General features: G+C 53.7%; 19 protein-coding genes and 1 tRNA gene. 9 read left to right on the top strand and 11 right to left on the bottom strand.

Annotation, left to right across the window (positions count from 1 at the left end):
- Nucleotides 1–6 precede the first annotated feature (6 nt).
- Nucleotides 7–462 (top strand): hypothetical protein, encoded by a 456-nt coding sequence (locus CKL79_RS08170; protein WP_205879036.1) that lies wholly within the window; start codon nt 7–9, stop codon nt 460–462.
- Between the two features lie 38 nt (nt 463–500).
- On the opposite strand, the gene CKL79_RS08165 is transcribed toward CKL79_RS08170, so the two are convergent.
- A complete protein-coding gene (locus tag CKL79_RS08165) occupies nt 501–905 on the bottom strand; it encodes a hypothetical protein (RefSeq protein ID WP_121969088.1) in 405 nt (134 codons plus the stop codon).
- Between the two features lie 322 nt (nt 906–1,227).
- Here CKL79_RS08165 and CKL79_RS08160 point away from each other — a divergent pair, with 322 nt between their 5' ends.
- Complete coding sequence (locus CKL79_RS08160; protein ID WP_121969087.1) at nt 1,228–1,668, top strand: DUF565 domain-containing protein; 441 nt, start codon at nt 1,228–1,230, stop codon at nt 1,666–1,668.
- Here CKL79_RS08160 and CKL79_RS08155 read toward each other — a convergent pair.
- The 5 genes from CKL79_RS08155 to rpmI form a co-directional block, all read right to left on the bottom strand.
- On the bottom strand, nt 1,665–2,324 hold the full coding sequence (locus CKL79_RS08155) for a bifunctional 4-hydroxy-2-oxoglutarate aldolase/2-dehydro-3-deoxy-phosphogluconate aldolase (protein WP_121969086.1): 660 nt from the start codon (nt 2,322–2,324) through the stop codon (nt 1,665–1,667). The two genes, CKL79_RS08160 and CKL79_RS08155, sit on opposite strands and share 4 nt — an antisense overlap.
- Before the next feature lie 41 nt (nt 2,325–2,365).
- The gene (locus CKL79_RS08150) at nt 2,366–2,890 is read right to left on the bottom strand and encodes a tetratricopeptide repeat protein (RefSeq protein ID WP_121969085.1); all 525 of its coding nucleotides are present in this window, start codon (nt 2,888–2,890) and stop codon (nt 2,366–2,368) included.
- Between the two features lie 75 nt (nt 2,891–2,965).
- The gene (locus CKL79_RS08145) at nt 2,966–3,781 is read right to left on the bottom strand and encodes a transporter substrate-binding domain-containing protein (RefSeq protein ID WP_346427056.1); all 816 of its coding nucleotides are present in this window, start codon (nt 3,779–3,781) and stop codon (nt 2,966–2,968) included.
- Between the two features lie 76 nt (nt 3,782–3,857).
- Entirely contained in the window at nt 3,858–4,208 is a 351-nt protein-coding gene (gene rplT / locus CKL79_RS08140) for a 50S ribosomal protein L20 (RefSeq protein ID WP_121969083.1), read from the bottom strand.
- Nucleotides 4,209–4,264: 56 nt separating this feature from the next.
- Nucleotides 4,265–4,462 carry a 50S ribosomal protein L35 gene (gene rpmI / locus CKL79_RS08135; protein ID WP_121969082.1) on the bottom strand — a complete coding sequence of 66 codons (198 nt, stop codon included), beginning with the start codon at nt 4,460–4,462 and terminating at the stop codon, nt 4,265–4,267.
- 173 nt (nt 4,463–4,635) lie between these two features.
- On the opposite strand from rpmI, the gene CKL79_RS08130 reads away from it, so the two are divergent.
- Entirely contained in the window at nt 4,636–5,400 is a 765-nt protein-coding gene (locus CKL79_RS08130; RefSeq protein ID WP_121969081.1) for a DUF561 domain-containing protein, read from the top strand.
- Between the two features lies 1 nt (nt 5,401).
- Here the strand turns inward: CKL79_RS08130 and pyrE are convergent, their stop codons facing one another.
- Nucleotides 5,402–5,998 carry an orotate phosphoribosyltransferase gene (pyrE, locus tag CKL79_RS08125; RefSeq protein ID WP_121969080.1) on the bottom strand — a complete coding sequence of 199 codons (597 nt, stop codon included), beginning with the start codon at nt 5,996–5,998 and terminating at the stop codon, nt 5,402–5,404.
- 136 nt (nt 5,999–6,134) lie between these two features.
- On the opposite strand from pyrE, the gene CKL79_RS08120 reads away from it, so the two are divergent.
- Complete coding sequence (locus tag CKL79_RS08120) at nt 6,135–6,563, top strand: hypothetical protein (protein WP_141242176.1); 429 nt, start codon at nt 6,135–6,137, stop codon at nt 6,561–6,563.
- Between the two features lie 143 nt (nt 6,564–6,706).
- Here CKL79_RS08120 and CKL79_RS23135 read toward each other — a convergent pair.
- A tRNA-Ile gene (locus tag CKL79_RS23135) sits at nt 6,707–6,779 on the bottom strand.
- A 190-nt stretch (nt 6,780–6,969) separates the two neighbouring features.
- Between CKL79_RS23135 and CKL79_RS08115 the strand changes: the two genes are divergently transcribed.
- The 3 genes from CKL79_RS08115 (at nt 6,970) to CKL79_RS08105 (ending at nt 10,247) form a co-directional block, all read left to right on the top strand.
- A complete protein-coding gene (locus CKL79_RS08115) occupies nt 6,970–7,218 on the top strand; it encodes a hypothetical protein (RefSeq protein WP_121969078.1) in 249 nt (82 codons plus the stop codon).
- Between the two features lie 18 nt (nt 7,219–7,236).
- Nucleotides 7,237–8,736, top strand: a complete 1,500-nt coding sequence (locus CKL79_RS08110; protein WP_240518742.1) for a hemolysin family protein — start codon at nt 7,237–7,239, stop codon at nt 8,734–8,736.
- A 440-nt stretch (nt 8,737–9,176) separates the two neighbouring features.
- A complete protein-coding gene (locus CKL79_RS08105) occupies nt 9,177–10,247 on the top strand; it encodes a Gfo/Idh/MocA family oxidoreductase (RefSeq protein WP_121969077.1) in 1,071 nt (356 codons plus the stop codon).
- Nucleotides 10,248–10,263: 16 nt separating this feature from the next.
- Here CKL79_RS08105 and CKL79_RS08100 read toward each other — a convergent pair whose 3' ends face one another.
- Nucleotides 10,264–11,205 (bottom strand): SGNH/GDSL hydrolase family protein, encoded by a 942-nt coding sequence (locus CKL79_RS08100; RefSeq protein WP_121969076.1) that lies wholly within the window; start codon nt 11,203–11,205, stop codon nt 10,264–10,266.
- 143 nt (nt 11,206–11,348) lie between these two features.
- On the opposite strand from CKL79_RS08100, the gene CKL79_RS08095 reads away from it, so the two are divergent.
- Both CKL79_RS08095 and CKL79_RS08090 read left to right on the top strand, forming a co-directional pair.
- Nucleotides 11,349–11,717: a VOC family protein gene (locus CKL79_RS08095; RefSeq protein ID WP_121969075.1), complete on the top strand. Its 369-nt coding sequence runs from the start codon at nt 11,349–11,351 to the stop codon at nt 11,715–11,717.
- A gap of 164 nt (nt 11,718–11,881) precedes the next feature.
- Nucleotides 11,882–12,796, top strand: a complete 915-nt coding sequence (locus CKL79_RS08090; protein WP_121969074.1) for a response regulator — start codon at nt 11,882–11,884, stop codon at nt 12,794–12,796.
- 44 nt (nt 12,797–12,840) lie between these two features.
- Here the strand turns inward: CKL79_RS08090 and CKL79_RS08085 are convergent, their stop codons facing one another.
- On the bottom strand, nt 12,841–13,173 hold the full coding sequence (locus CKL79_RS08085; RefSeq protein ID WP_121969073.1) for a DUF6464 family protein: 333 nt from the start codon (nt 13,171–13,173) through the stop codon (nt 12,841–12,843).
- A gap of 129 nt (nt 13,174–13,302) precedes the next feature.
- Nucleotides 13,303–15,102, bottom strand: coding sequence for an aspartate--tRNA ligase (gene aspS / locus CKL79_RS08080; protein ID WP_121969072.1), 1,800 nt, complete (start codon nt 15,100–15,102; stop codon nt 13,303–13,305).
- Nucleotides 15,103–15,262 lie beyond the last annotated feature (160 nt).

The following is a 15,262-nucleotide window of genomic DNA, read 5'->3' as shown; positions in this document are numbered from 1 at the left end:
ACCACAGTGAACCAAAATTTCAATCAACTGCAAGTTCGCTTTCCTGGCTTAGGATGCTGGGTATTTATTCTGGGCACCGTCTGGCTGCTTGGGGCCATCGGTCTTAGCGGCATCGTCAAATCAATTTTTGTCTTGATGCTGTTTATTTTGATTGCGCCAGTACTGGCCTTTTTTGCCCTGCAGTTTTGGATAAAGCGCAACTTGGTACAGGGCAATTGCCCTGTTTGCGAGCAGCCGCTGACCAGCCTGAAGAATTTGAAAATGCCCTGTCCTAACTGCGGCACGGAGCTATCGGTGACAGGTGAGGGCTTTGAGCGATTTGCAGCAGATGGTGTAATTGATGTGCAGGCCGTAGATATGCAGGCAATGGATACACGAACTGGCCTAGCAGACGCTTCGGAGGCAGATCCTCCTCCTACGATTGATGTAGACGTGCAGCGGCTGCCTGAGGGCGATACCTAGCGGGTATCGCTCTCTCAAAGCTCTCTTGGAACCGATAGCTATTGACTGATAGAGAGGGTGTAGGGGTGGCTCTCGCCTCGGCGATCGCCTACATGCACCTGATACTCACCTTGATTGAGCAAACCAGGCGCTTGAATCACACCGCCATCGTAGTTATGCGCGAATACGCACTCTCTAAAACCACCGGGACCAGTAATCAGCAGCGTGTAGTCACCCTGGCTTTGAACTTTAAAGTCTAAGGAAGCAAACGGCTCGGTAATTCGCACGACCTGACCCGCCGCCGGGTTAATATTGCCACAGGTAGAGCTTTCGGGCCCGCCTGTCTGACCGGTCAGCTCAACCGGGGCTGACAGCGGCATGCGGGTAACTGACTGGGCTTGCGCGGCTGATCCGACAGTAAGCACGGCAGCTAACGCCAAAAATAGGGGAGAAAAACGTCGCATGGAGACCCTCTTAAAAAGTGAAACAAGTGAGCGGCTACGCTATCAGTGAAGAGTCAAAAAGCAGCGCTAACCTTTTGTCTACAAGGCGTATTTATGTTTAAAGCGTAGCTCTACGCTGTGGGCATCGGAGATGAAAGCTGTGACAGTTCATAGAACGGCGTCAGGAAGGTGATGCCCTTGTAACGGTACTTGCAACAGTGCCTGAGCAGCCGCTGGTACGGATACGCACTATCCTAAACTGAGCTAGCCACTACCCATTCGCTTCGCCTTGATCGGCCTCTATCGCATCAGGCGTTTCCTTGAACTGTTCACAGCAATTCACATGCAACGAACTCGACTCAATACGCTGGTTAATCAGACTACTCTGCGCTTTCGGCAGTGGGTGTTTAACCCCTGGCGGCGGCTGGCGCTAGTGGTCATGAGCCTGCTGTTTGGTAATTTTTTTGCGACGGCTATTTCGGCAACAGCGGGGCAAACTGCCAGACTAGATGTCGTGGTAGCGGGCGTTTTGGTTGTTTTCGTGGAGCTCATTAGCTGGCTGTACCACCGCTTTACGCCCCGCCGCAGGCAGGCCATCCGGGCGAATCAGCAGGTGACTTCGTCCGCAGTGATTTCGCCTTTAGATGATGCCAATGCCCTTATTTCTCCGGGGTTAGATCCGGGGCCAGTGCGCTCGCGCTCCACAGTTGTAGAGTCACTCAATGCCTTTAAGCTAGGCATGGTTTACGGTCTGTTTGTAGAAGCCTTTAAATTGGGCAGCTAAGGCTTCTTGAGCAGCGTTAGCAGGTAGCGAGACCTGGTCTCAATCGCCCCCCAGTCTGATTGAGCTACTTCAGTTTTGGGAAATAGCGCTGTCGATAGGCCAACGGCGATCGCCCCGGCTGCAATCAAGTCGGGCGCACTCTCGCTGGTTACCCCGCCGGTAGGCACGAGCGGAATTGGCCCTAGCGGACCTAGCACACTGCGAATGTAGTCTCCATTGCCCAAAGCAGCGATCGGAAATACTTTGACGCTAGCAGCGCCCGCTCGCCAGGCCGTGATAATTTCGGTAGGCGTCATTGCCCCGGCAATCATCGGCAGACTGTGGGTCTGAGCAAGACGAATCAGCTGGCAATCGGTGTGAGGCGTAAAGCAAAACTGGGCTTGGGCGGCGATCGCGCCTGTCAAATCTTCTGCACTTAGCACTGTGCCCACGCCCACCACACAGTCGGGCAAAGCCTGCCGAATCGCCGCCATCATCGCCGCTGGCTGGGCATTATTCCAGGCTACCTCAATCAGGCCAAATCCGCCCGCTGCTGCTGCCTTTGCCATCATCAGCCCGATTTTTACGTCTGGTGCGCGGATGATGGCGATCGCCCGATAGCGCACCAGCAAGGCTAGCCATTGGGCTCTGACGCGGTCCCCACTCTTAGCACCCACTTCTCAAACCCCGTCGTCGATCAATCCTACAAACAAAAGGTCTATGCCAGCCGCTTACGCAATGACTCAGCTCGCCGTTGGGCCGTAGCGTTGGTTGGCTCAGCGGCTAAAGACTTCTCGTAGGTTTCCAGCGCTTGGGGCATGAGCTGCTTACGCTCATAGGAGTGGGCCAAATTATTCAGCGCCGTTACGTAGTCAGGTCTAATTTTGAGCGCCTCGTTGTACTGACGAATGGCCAGATCAAACTGCTCCTGTGCGAAGTATGCGTATCCAAGAGCATTGTGCACCAAGACAGAATTCTCGACTTCGTCGTCGGGCAGCTCTTTGAGCGCTTTTTTCAGATAGGTAGAGGCTTGCGCAAATAGCTTTTTATCCAACAGCAAGCTGCCCAGTTCGTAATACTCCAAGGCATTGCCTTTTTGCTGACTGACCTTGGTTTGTAAATCTGAAAGTGTCACTTCCACTCGCCGGGTGACCCAAACCTGTCTGACTACAAAGAAGGTCGCGACGCTCAAGAGGGCAAGCAAAATTCCTAAATAAACAACCAGATAGCTGCTATTTTCCATGGGATCCCTTCATCTGTTAAGGCTCTTTTCTTCTTGCCCCATCTTATAGTAATGGGTATAGCAAGGGTTCAGGCGCTAGTCAAAAAGACGACCTGACTCAGCGGGCAGCACTGGCGGCGAGGCCGGTGCCAGATCGAGAAACTGCGACGATTCTGCAGGTAACCCCCAGTAAGCAGCCCGCTCCTGCAGCCATCCTTCTGTATACCAGCGCCGAATGGCCTGATTAATAGCGGTCCTCAAAGGGTTGTACTGCACGCCCTTGGGGATGACCACCGACAGGGGATCGGCTGACAGCAAGTTTGGTAGCAATCGGTATTCGGCGGTGGCCTCTGACTGTAACCACCCTGCTAGCACCGAGGCGTCGCCTGCAAAGGCCTCTACTGCGCCCGCTTCCAGCAGCCTTTGCCCTTCTAAGTAAGAACTCACCCCCACGAGCTGAGCACCCGGCAAGATATAGCGGACATGGGGCACGCTACTAGCCCGGTCTAAAAGAGCAATCCTGCCAACGCGCAGATCTCGCAGCCGCTGAATAGTGGGTCGGTTGGTGATAAAAGCAGTGCCGTCGAGGTAGTAAGGATCGCTGAAGCTGACGATGCGACGACGCGGCTCGGTCAGGGTGACAGCAGCGATCGCAATATCTACCCGGTCTTCCAGCACCGCATTTAGACGATCTACGTTGCGCACCGCGACCAGTCTCACTGCCGTTTCATCCTCTAATAGTTCTGCTGCCAACCGCCGGGCAATATCTATCTCAAATCCACTGAGATTGCCGGTTCCATCGACAAATCCTAGCGGAGCCCGGTCGTCTTTAACGGCCACGATTAAGTAACCGCGATCGCGAATATCTGCCAGTTCAGCAGCAGCAGTAGGCTTTACAAAAGACAATGTCACAAAAATTGGGGACAGCAATATCTGCGTCCCCAAAATCCAGCTTAGCCTTGCCAGTGCCCCGCGCATGCAAACGCCGCTATTGTCCGGTCGCTTGCGCTACAACTTTGGTAAAGCTGCCGGGGTCTAGCACTGCCATCTGAGCCAGCATCTTGCGGTTGATTTGAATATCGGTCTTCTTCAGGTCGCCTATCAAGCGGCTGTAGGTCGTGCCATTGAGGCGGGCGGCAGCGTTGATCCGAGCAATCCACAGGCGGCGAAAATCGCGCTTGCGACGGCGGCGATCGCGATAGGCATTACGCAATGCCTTCATCACCTGCTGGTTAGCAATCCGAAATAGCTTAGAGTGAGAACCCCGGAAGCCTTTGGCCAACTTAAGAACTTTCTTGCGGCGTTTGCGAGCTACATTACCGCGCTTAACACGTGCCATGGTCTAATTTTCCTTGTCTAGTTTGTCTGATACCTAGTTTTTCTGAACGTTAAGCCCTAGAGATAAGGCATCATCAGCTCTACATTAGGCACGTCGGTCTCGTGTACCGTCGTCATCTTGGAGAGCTTGCGCTTGCGATCCTGGCCTTTATGATCCAGCAGGTGATTTTTAAAGGCTTTGCGGCGCATGATTTTGCCACTTCCACTGCGGCGGAACCGCTTGGCGGCAGCGCGACGAGTTTTGAGCTTAGGCATAGTTTTAACAGGTCGTTACATCTTTGTTCGCAGTCTTTGATGATACTACGCGCTAGAAGGAGTGACAAGCCTCTTAAGCGCAACGGCCTGATTCCAGGTCGATTTTAGGAATGGAGCCCATCAGGCAACTTTCTGGCAAAATGGTATTCGCAAGCTCACCTTATTAGAGATTTATGACTCTTTCTAGCTCACAGTGGACTCACTTTCAGCGTGCTTTAGCCAATGCTTCTGCGCTCAAAATTATCAGCGGCCTGACCAATCTAGACTCCGACAATGTAGTCAACGTGGTCAAAGCCGCTCAGCAAGGCGGCGCGACGTTTGTCGATATTGCGGCGGATGCCGATCTGGTGCGGCTGGTGCGGAGCCTGATTGATCTGCCCATTTGTGTATCGGCGGTAGAGCCTCAGCATCTGGTCACGGCAGTAGCAGCCGGCGCTGATCTCGTTGAGATTGGTAACTTTGATGCTTTTTATGCTCAGGGCCGACGGTTTGAGGGGCCTGAGGTGTTGGCGCTGACATTGGAGACGCGATCGCTGCTTCCCCACATCACCCTATCGGTCACCGTTCCCCATATTCTTACGCTCGATGCTCAAGTGCAGCTGGCCGAAGACCTCGTTGCCGCTGGCGCAGATATCATCCAAACCGAAGGCGGCACCAGCAGCAGTCCAACCCATAGCGGCATCCTCGGCCTGATCGAAAAAGCCGCGCCGACCCTGGCAGCCGCTCACGCCATTGCTCATGCGGTGTCTGTACCCGTACTCTGCGCCTCGGGCATTTCTGATGTGACTGCGCCAATGGCGATCGCCGCTGGCGCAGCCGGCGTCGGCGTCGGTTCAGCGGTGAATAAGCTCAATGACCCGCTGGCGATGGTTGCTGTCGTTCGTCGCCTGGTAGAAGCCATGCAGACTGCAAAATCTGGCGCTGGCTTACCGGTCTGATCTACTGCTGCGCCCGCCAGTGGGTTTGGAGCTCGGCAATGGTGAAAATAGGCCGAAAATTGAGGCCCTCTGATTGGTACAGGGCCTGACCGCCCTGCTGCCGGTCTACCAGAGCCAAAACGTCATTGACTTGGTAGCCTGCCTGCCGCAGTCGCTCTACCGCTTGCAGAGCAGATGCGCCCGTAGTTACAACGTCTTCGATAATGACGATGGCGCTGCCTGCCGGTAGCTCTGGGCCTTCAATGTAGGCGCGAGTACCATGCCCTTTGGCCTCTTTGCGAATAATTAGTGGCGTCACCGGGCGGTTTTCATAGGCTCCGGCAATGCTGATGGCGCTCACCATAGGGTCGGCTCCTAAGGTCAGCCCGCCAACGCCTGCGGTGCCTGGTGGCAGCATATCTAGCAGCAGCCGGGCTACCATCAGCCCTCCCTGCGCATGCAGAGTCACCTGTTTACCGTTGATGTAGTAGTCGCTTTTTTTGCCAGAGGAAAGGGTAAAGTCGCCCTCTTTGTAAGCGACCTGACAGATCAAATCCAGCAGGGCCTGGCGAATCGTACTCAGATCGGCAGTCGGCACATCGGTTAGGGGAATTGGCATAGATTTTAAAGCTGAGAGGATGAGCGTTGAGACGCTTAAAGTCTAGATAGCTTGATCGGGGTGCAGGGTGTCAAGATTGTTTTTTAGATGGGTATTATGAAAAGGCAGGTTCAGAGCCACTTTTTGAGGAGAGCTGATGATCATGGCTATTGGGTTTAGGGGTATGGCAATCGGCGGTCTTTTAGGTGTTGCTGGGGCGATCGCCACCGCTACAGCCTTTACACCTGCTGCTAGCGCGCAAGAACCTGAGACGGTTTTAGACGCACTGGAAAATATTGCCGAGAATCGATCAGGCGACTACTACGCCCGGCGCTCTATCTTCCGTCAGCTCGAATTTATCACCGGGATTGGCGGCTTCCCAGACCAGCGGATTAACCGAGATGCCGCCGCCATCTCAGAAGCTTACGAAGCGTTGATGATGTTACAGAACCAAAATACGGCAACGGTGCGCGTACCTGACTTGCCTAATCCTTACACCACCTCAGTACAGCTACTGCCTGCCTCACAGTTCGGCAGTCGGGTCGTCGGCAGTGAGCTTAACTTCGAGCCTTTACCTCGCCGGTAGCGATTAAGGCTCTAATATTTTTGCTCAATTTACTCTCTGCTCAATTCACTGGTTGCGTCAGAAAACTCATCAAAAGCGTAGAAGGGATGACTCAAAAGAGGACATCCCTTCTGCGTTGCTTGACCTTGTTCGGCTCAGAAAAATCCAGGGTGCAGGAGTTGAACCTGCCTGGGGCGAATTATGAGTTCGCTGCCTAATCCGCTCGGCCAACCCTGGTCGTTGCTACTATACTATCTTGATCGGTTTATCATCTACATAGTCTCACCGTTTTTTAGATGAAACTTCGTAACCCAGCTTTGCGAACCCAATGCTGTAAATCGAACTTTGTAAACAGAGCCGCATTTAATCGCTCTAAGATCGGGCAGACTCCCAAAGTACTATTCCTCACCTATCGCTGCTGCTTGCTATGAGAATTAATCCAGCTGTCGCCTTTACGTTAATTTTGCTGACGCTGATGTGTGGCGCTGGTATTGTCAGTTCTTCCTGGGGATATGCCTTAGGCAGGCAGGCGTTAACAGGGGTTCGTCAGCCCGAGACTCGCCCCTCTAATGCGGCGGCTGCCAATCGGAGCGGCGAGACGCGTCACGAGCTAGTGCTGCTAGATGAAGACAAAATTATTGAAGATGTTAAGACCCGCATCGACAGCAATAACTAAGCAAAGCACCGCAGTTCTGTGGTTTTGTTCGTTCATCTGTCGTCGCCTGTTGTCCCGCTAGCCATCACCTTGCCTGCTATTCTCAATCCGGCTATATCAGCTTTTCTCATCATTCCCTCACCATTGTCTGGGCCGGAGATAGCCGCACGTATCCTATCGGTGGTGACTCTGATCGGGCTGAATGCGTTTTTTGTCACCGTAGAGTTTTCGATTGTATCGGTGCGGCGATCGCGCATCAATCAGCTTGTATCCACTGGCGACTTGCAAGCCAAGACCGTCCAAAAACTACAGCAGAAGCTCAGCCGCCTGCTCTCTACTACCCAGCTAGGCATTACGCTCTCTAGCCTGGCGCTGGGCTGGATTGGCGAACACACTATGGCCGCGCTGATCAAGCACTGGCTTAGCCGGCTGCCCGTATCGGCAGACACCGCTCAGTTTTTGTCGCACTCAGTGTCCCTACCGGCCGCTTTTTTGCTCCTGGCCTATCTGCAGATTGTGCTTGGTGAGCTGTGCCCCAAATCAGTAGCTCTGATCTATTCAGAGCAGCTCGCCCGCGTACTCGGCCCGCCGAGTCTGACGATTGCCCGGCTGCTCAATCCTTTTGTCTGGCTGCTTAACCAATCAACCCGGCTGCTGCTGTCACTGGTAGGCATTAAAGACAGCGGCTCAGGGCACTACGGCAGAGTTACCCCAGAAGAACTGCGGCTGCTAATCACAACCACCACAGAGATTCCAGAGCTAGACAAAGAAGAGCGGGCCATTCTCAGCAATGTTTTTGAATTTCGGGGCGCTACCGTAGAAGAAGTGATGGTGCCTCGAACCAGCATCGCTGCTTTACCTCAATCGGCAACTTTTCAAGACTTACTCGATGAAATCGTCGTGTCAGGCCACTCCCGCTATCCGGTGATAGGCGAATCACTAGACGACATCCTCGGCATTATTCACTTCAATGACCTGGCCATTCCCCTTTCCAAAGGCGAACTTCAGCCTGATACCCTGATTGCATCCTGGCTGCTACCGGCGCGGGTCGTACCAGAGTCACTTCCCCTGAATGAACTGCTCACGCAAATGCAGCAGTCGGCAAGGGAGATGGTGATTGTCGTGGATGAATATGGCGGCACTGAGGGTTTGGTCACCCTGCGCGATATCACTGCTGAAATCATCGGCGACATTGCCGACAGTTCTCCAGAAGCGCAGATTATCTCTAAAGATAGCCACACTGTTGTCTTCCCAGCCCAAACCGATTTAGAAGATGTCAACGATCGGCTGTCACTAGCACTGCCCACCAGTGACGAATATTTCACCCTAGGTGGCTTTGTGCTCTTTGAAATGCAAAAAATTCCTCAGGTTAATGAGCAGCTAGTCTACCGAGATTTGGAATTTACCATAGTTTCGATGGAGGGGCCGAAACTGTGTAAAGTTCAGATCCGCAGGCCCATCAGACCGCTCACTCTGACGAACGCCCTAGCGCCAGCTACGGTAAGAAAGCTCAACGAAAACCCCCGCTGCACCTGCTGACAGGCCTGATCGGCCTGATCGAAGAAGCTCGCTACGCCAGCAACAAAAGCAGCGCTAGGGTCGCTCAGGGTGAGGGTCAGCCATCAAAATTGTCACATTCGCACTGTTGTCACTGTGCTATCAAAGTTTTACTGCCAATAGAGGCTCTAGGGTGACCTCTAAGATAGCGGGATCAGCCAGTCAGAGGCCGTCAAGGCTCGTCACATTAATTATGATTTCTATAGTACTGTTTACATAGCGGCAATCCTCATGAGAAATACCGCTAATTCTTATGATTCCGGCGATGTTAAAGCATTCGAGAGGTGAAAGCCTCTAAGTCAACTCGTCTGAGTTTTCAGCCCATAGGTCTGGCTACAGGTGTGGCCATCAGTCTGGCAACATACGGTCATGCCGTAGTTCTACTGTGAGAGAGGTGTGATAACGTGCAAAGCCAACCTTTGATGCTAGCTGACGCTAAGCCCTACAGCCGCAATCGGCCTGAGCCGGTCAAGATTGGGGTGATCGGGGTTGGTAATATGGGCCAGCATCACGCCCGAGTACTCTCCAGGCTCAAGGATGTACAGCTTATAGGCGTCTCTGATATCAATGCCGAACTGGGGATAGAAACGGCCAGTAAGTATCAGGTTCACTATTTTGAGGAGTACCAAAAGCTGCTAAAGCACGTAGATGCGGTCTGCGTGGCGGTTCCTACCCGGCTGCATCACCCGGTTGGCATGACTTGCCTGAGAGCTGGCGTCCACGTCCTGATCGAAAAACCGATCGCGGCCAGTATTGCTGAGGCCGAATCGCTGGTCAACGCCGCCGCAGACCTCAACTGCATTTTGCAGGTAGGCCATATTGAGCGGTTTAATCCAGCGTTTAAAGAGCTGCGCAATGTGCTGAGAACTGAGGATATGCTGGCGCTAGAGGCGCGGCGCATGAGCCCCTACTCGAAACGGGCCAGCGATGTCTCAGTCGTACTGGATCTGATGATTCACGACATTGATTTGATTCTAGAACTGGCTGTTTCGCCGGTGGTCAAGCTTACAGCTAACGGCAGCAGAGGCACCGATTCGCCCTATCTAGACTATGTGACGGCGACGCTAGGATTTGCCAATGGCATTGTCGCGACGGTCACTGCTAGCAAGGTGACTCACCGTAAAATTAGAACGATCTCGGCTCACTGTCGCAATTCGCTGACAGAAGCTGACTTTTTAAACAATAAAATTTTGATCCACCGGCAGACGACGGAAAACTGCATGGCTGACTATGGCCAGGTGCTTTACCGGCAGGATGGGCTAATTGAGCAGGTATATACCAGCAATACTGAGCCGCTGCACGCTGAGCTAGAGCACTTTGTTAACTGTGTGCGCGGCGGTGACCAGCCTTCTGTCGGTGGCGAGCAGGCACTCAAGGCGCTGCGCCTGGCTAGCGTGATTGAGCAAATGGCGCTAGACGGCCAGGTATGGAAATCGCAGGATGAACTGCGGCTGGTGCTAGAGCCGATGACGACGGTAGCGGCGATCAGGTAGTTTTGGGTTCAGGCTGCTATGGATTGGGCGCAGAGGTGATGATGATTTGAGAAATCGCTCCGCTCACCAGTTCATTGCCCGCCGGACTTAGGTGAATATGATCCCGGTACAGACCGTCAGGATCGGCGTGCTGCTGAAAAGTCGCCAGCAGATCGAGATAGCGGACATCGGCAGCGATCGCCCAATCCTTTAAGCGCTGACGAGCCACCAGTTCGTAATCTCGGGGGCCGGGCAGCTCGCGCTTGAGGGGTGAGAGAACTAAGACAAACTGACCGCCGCTAGCCGTGACCTGTTGATAAATGCCGTCAACCGCTGCGAGGTTTTTGCCGACGCGATCGCCCCCTTCAGACTGAATCTCTTTCAGACCAGGAATGGCCGATTGTTTCTGCGCGTAGCGACTGAATACTTCTGCGAGGGCCAGCGGTGGCTTGCGGTCGGGGTAGTTGCGATCGCGCCCAACCGGCAAAGGCGTAGGCTGAGTGCCAAAGAGATCGTCAGTATTGAGCAGTAGGACGAGTACCGCCGAGCCAAAAGTACCGTAGCGCTGCAGGTAAGCAAGCTGATTGCGCGGTCCCCAAGAGTTGGCAGAGGCATTCAGCGCTTCTACCTGGCTGTAGCCTTGGGGCAGAGCCTCTTGCAAATGACGGGCAATCAGCGCTGAGAGAATATCGGGCTGATCGGTCCACCAGTTACCGTTGGCAAGAGAATCTCCCAGCAAAAACAGTCGCAGCGTGCCGTCAGCCGGTAGCGGGGTAATGGCCGCTGACCGCATAGAATATTCATTGATGTGAATACGATTGCCAAAGCGACGCAGATGCTGATTGGGTGCTAGCTGATAGCCAATCTTGTCATCGGCTAAATAGAGAGGCGGATTGCCAAAGCCAAAGCCTAGCCGGAGCCCGATTTCAGCCAGCAGCAGCGCGGCGGCGATCGCCCCTAGCAATATCAATAATTTCATAGACAAAGAGCTACCGACAGGCCAGCAGGCAAACGCATCGTCTCACCGACTGTCACCTCACTTGATGAACCTGTAGATAATAAGGTGAATTGACCCTTTACAGGGCTAAGGGCTTAACCTTTGATAGCAAAAACTTAAACATTATGGCAGACATTTTATATCCGCTGCATGTAGCCGTACAGGTTAGCGATCTGGCTAGGGCAGAGGCGTTTTACTCACAGGTAATTGGGCTAAAGCAGGTAGAGCGATCGCTCACCTTTGCAGGCACCTGGTATCAGGTTGGCGATTTTCAGCTGCATCTGATCGTCAGTGAGTGGGCAAGCAACCCTGTTCGCGAGGAGAAATGGGGACGGCATCCTCACATTACCTTTGCCATTCGAGATTTAGAGGCGGTTAAGCAGTCTCTCCGCGAACAGGGTATGCCTTTTCAGATGAGTTCGTCTGGCAGAGCGGCGCTCTTTGTCAAAGACCCAGATGGCAACGTGGTAGAGCTACTGCAAGTGAACAGCTAACCTGAACAGCTAACCTGTCTGAGCGCTAGAACTTCTGATAGTTACCGAGGTTATTTTTGCCGGGTGGTCGGGTTTACTGAAGGGAGAAGCCCCCGTGCGTCTATAGGCAGCCCTGTTGCACTCATTATCTCGTTTACTTTCTCGCTGAAAGCCACTTATAAAGCATGAGCACTATCAGTCCGCTAACCCTGGCTAGCTTCAAACCGTCTAAAAAGCCTCGGATGCTTGTTGTCGATGACGAGCCCGATAATCTGGATTTGCTGTATCGCACTTTTCGACGTGACTTTCAGGTGCTGCGGGCAGAAAGTGGCATTGAGGCGCTCAAGGTGCTCTCTAGCGAGGGCGAAGTCGCGGTGATTATCTCTGACCAGCGCATGCCGGAGATGAAGGGCACCGAGTTTTTGAGCAAGACGGTACCCGATTTCCCGGATACCGTGCGGATTATCCTCACCGGCTTTACCGATGTCGAAGATTTGGTAGAAGCCATCAATGCCGGGCAGGTATACCGCTACATTACCAAACCCTGGGATCCGGACGAGCTCAAGCATGTCGTCGAGCGCGCCTCAGAAACCTACGACGTGCTCAAACGCCAAAATGAACAGCTACACCGGGCCGAAAAGCAAACCAAGCTGATGGTGACGGTCGGTCAATTGGCTGCGCAGACGATGCCAGCTAGCGATGCCCTGCAGTTTTTGGCGGATGGCTTTGGTCAGATTTTGGCAGCCGATGCCTGCACGCTGCTGCTGTCAGAAGATCGTGGCAGCAGTTGTTATGGCCCGGCAGAGGTCGCCGCTGTTGCCGCTAGTGAATTAGTTGCAGCAGCGATCTCCACTCAGACCACCCAGTCAGCTGTGAATATTCAGGCGGCGCGTCAGTCCGACCAGGCAGCAGCGAGCGATGCGCTCTATGCCAGCGGCACAGAATGTCATGTCGTTACCCCCATTGTCTATCAGGGTGAACCCCTGGCGGTGCTGTCTCTCCAGTGGGACAGGGCCTACGACACTGTAGAGGACGTCACTCAGCTACTCGATGTCATCGGCCCTCAGGTCGCGCTGTTTTTAAAGGCGGCGATGCTGTAATCCGCAGCGCCTTAGCTAAAACACCCGGTACAGACATCAAAAAATCAATCGTATTCTCTGCCTTCGTATTCGCGGCAGCCTTTGCAGGGGCCAGATGGATTGGCAGCGCAGCGAATGTAGGGAGAGCGAGCATTGAGCTGGCAGGTAATATCGCCAATCACCAGGCCCATGCCATCGACGTAGTGTTCGTCAGGATGGCGGGTGCGGGTAGAGAGGCGGCGGATTCGTTCGGTAGCGACCTGGTCAGTCGCTAAGAGAAAATTTTGCTGAAACTGCCGGTTGATAGGCGGTGTCGCTTCTCTGGCGCATCGCCACCCAACTAAAAGTGAGACAGTAGCCGGAATCAGGCCAATGACGATAATCAGAGCGATGAGCATGAAAAAACTGACAGGAGACTGCTGCTGATCCTAACCCAGTTGACCGGCGAAAGGATGAGATTTCATGCCTGGGCATTAGATTTTGCGAGCCTGCGCTTGAGGCAAAGGCAGGCGATCACTCCATTCTCCTCAGCTTGGATTTTCCTTAGCCTTCGGCTTAAAGGTAGAGGTGACGTGCAGGTCTTTGAGCTGGCTGGCATCTACAGAGGAGGGCGCATTGGTTAGCAGATCGCGGGCCTGCTGGGTTTTTGGGAAGGCGATCGCATCGCGAATTGACTGCTCTCCGGCCAGCAGCATCACCAGTCGATCCAAACCATAGGCGATGCCCCCATGAGGCGGTGTCCCAAACTCAAAGGCTTCGAGCAAGAAGCCAAACTTATCTTGCGCTTCTGCCTCAGATAGACCAATAGTTTCAAACACTTTGGCCTGCACATCGGGTTGGTAGATCCGCAGACTGCCGCCGCCGATTTCGTAGCCGTTGTAGACAATGTCGTAGGCGATCGCCCTGGCGTTCGTTAGCTCGTCATCCTCGGGATTGGGCGCAGTAAAAGGATGGTGCAGCGCTTCGTAGCGGTTTTCGTCGGCATTCCACTCAAACATGGGGAAGTCGGTGACCCAGAGCAGGTTGGTTTTGCTCTCGTCAATTAAGCCGAGTTCCTGAGCTACTGCCTGCCGCAGCCGGTCTAGTGTGGCATTGACGGTGCTGACATCGCCTGCGCCAAACAGCAGCAGATGGCCCGGCTGCGCCCCAGTGCGCTCTAGCAGCGTTTGCTTTTGCTCAGCGGTGAGATTGTCTTTAATTGCACCAATGGTGTCAATTTCGCCGTTTTCTCGCACGCGGATGTAGGCTACCCCGCGCACGCCCGCATCGGTCGCCACTTTAAACAGGTCACCGCCCGGCTTAATCCGCACGTTAGAAATGGCGTCATTACCGCCGGGAATCGGCAGCACCTTCACCTGACCGCCGCTGGCTACTGAACCTGAAAACACCTTAAAGCCAGAGTCTTTGACAATATCTGAGACGTTGACCAGCTCCAGGGCATAGCGCGTGTCGGGCTTATCGCAGCCGTAGCGATCTATGGCTTCAGCATAGGTGAGCCGGGGCAGGGGTAACGGCAGCTCAATTCCTTTGACGGTTTTGAAAATGTGAGCCATCAGCCGTTCATTCAGGGCGAGAATTTCTTCTTCGTCCATAAAGCTCATTTCCATATCGAGCTGAGTGAATTCGGGCTGACGGTCAGCGCGCAAATCTTCATCGCGAAAGCAGCGGGCAATTTGGTAGTAGCGATCCATGCCTGCCACCATCAAAATTTGCTTAAAGAGCTGCGGCGACTGCGGCAGGGCAAACCACTCCCCCTCGTTGACCCGTGAGGGCAAGATAAAATCTCTAGCCCCTTCGGGTGTAGAGCGGGTCAGAATGGGCGTTTCTACCTCAATAAAGTCTTCGGTATCTTCTAAAAAGCGACGAATGGCTTTGATCACCTCATGCCGCAGGCGCATATTGCGGGCCATGCGATCGCGCCGTAAATCTAGATAGCGATACTTTAGCCGCAGCTCTTCGCGCACATTTTCGTCGTCGGCAGTAGACACTTGAAAAGGCATCTGCTTACGCACAGCGTTGAGAATGATCAGCTCGTCCGCGTAAACCTCTACCTGCCCGGTCGGTAGCTTGTCATTGAGCGATTCGGTTGGGCGCTGAGTCACCCGGCCCACGACTTTGACGACATATTCATTCCGTACTTCTTCAGCCACCGGATACGAAGCCGGGGTGCGCTCGGGATCGCTGACAATTTGTACGGTACCAGTGCGATCGCGCAAATCCAAAAACACCACCCCGCCATGATCCCGGCGACGATCTACCCAGCCATAGAGCGTGACCGTCTTTTCTATGTGCTCAGCTCGGAGTTGACCGCAATAAAGGCTACGCATGGCGAGAAGGAGGTAGGGAATACCAAAGATAAAACCTTTACATTATGGATGAATGCAGGTAACTATGGCGCACAATGTTCGTCTGATTTGATTCGGAGCCTTTGAATCCGCCACCGCTAGCTATGGCAGGTGAAGAATTGCGCTAGCAGAATCCGACGAT

The sequence above is a fragment of the Leptolyngbya sp. BC1307 genome, assembly GCF_002286735.1.
In the GTDB taxonomy this organism is placed as follows: domain Bacteria; phylum Cyanobacteriota; class Cyanobacteriia; order Phormidesmidales; family Phormidesmidaceae; genus Phormidesmis.
The sequence above is the reverse complement of the archived record's forward strand: the minus strand, read 5'-3'. Positions and strand labels throughout refer to the sequence as shown.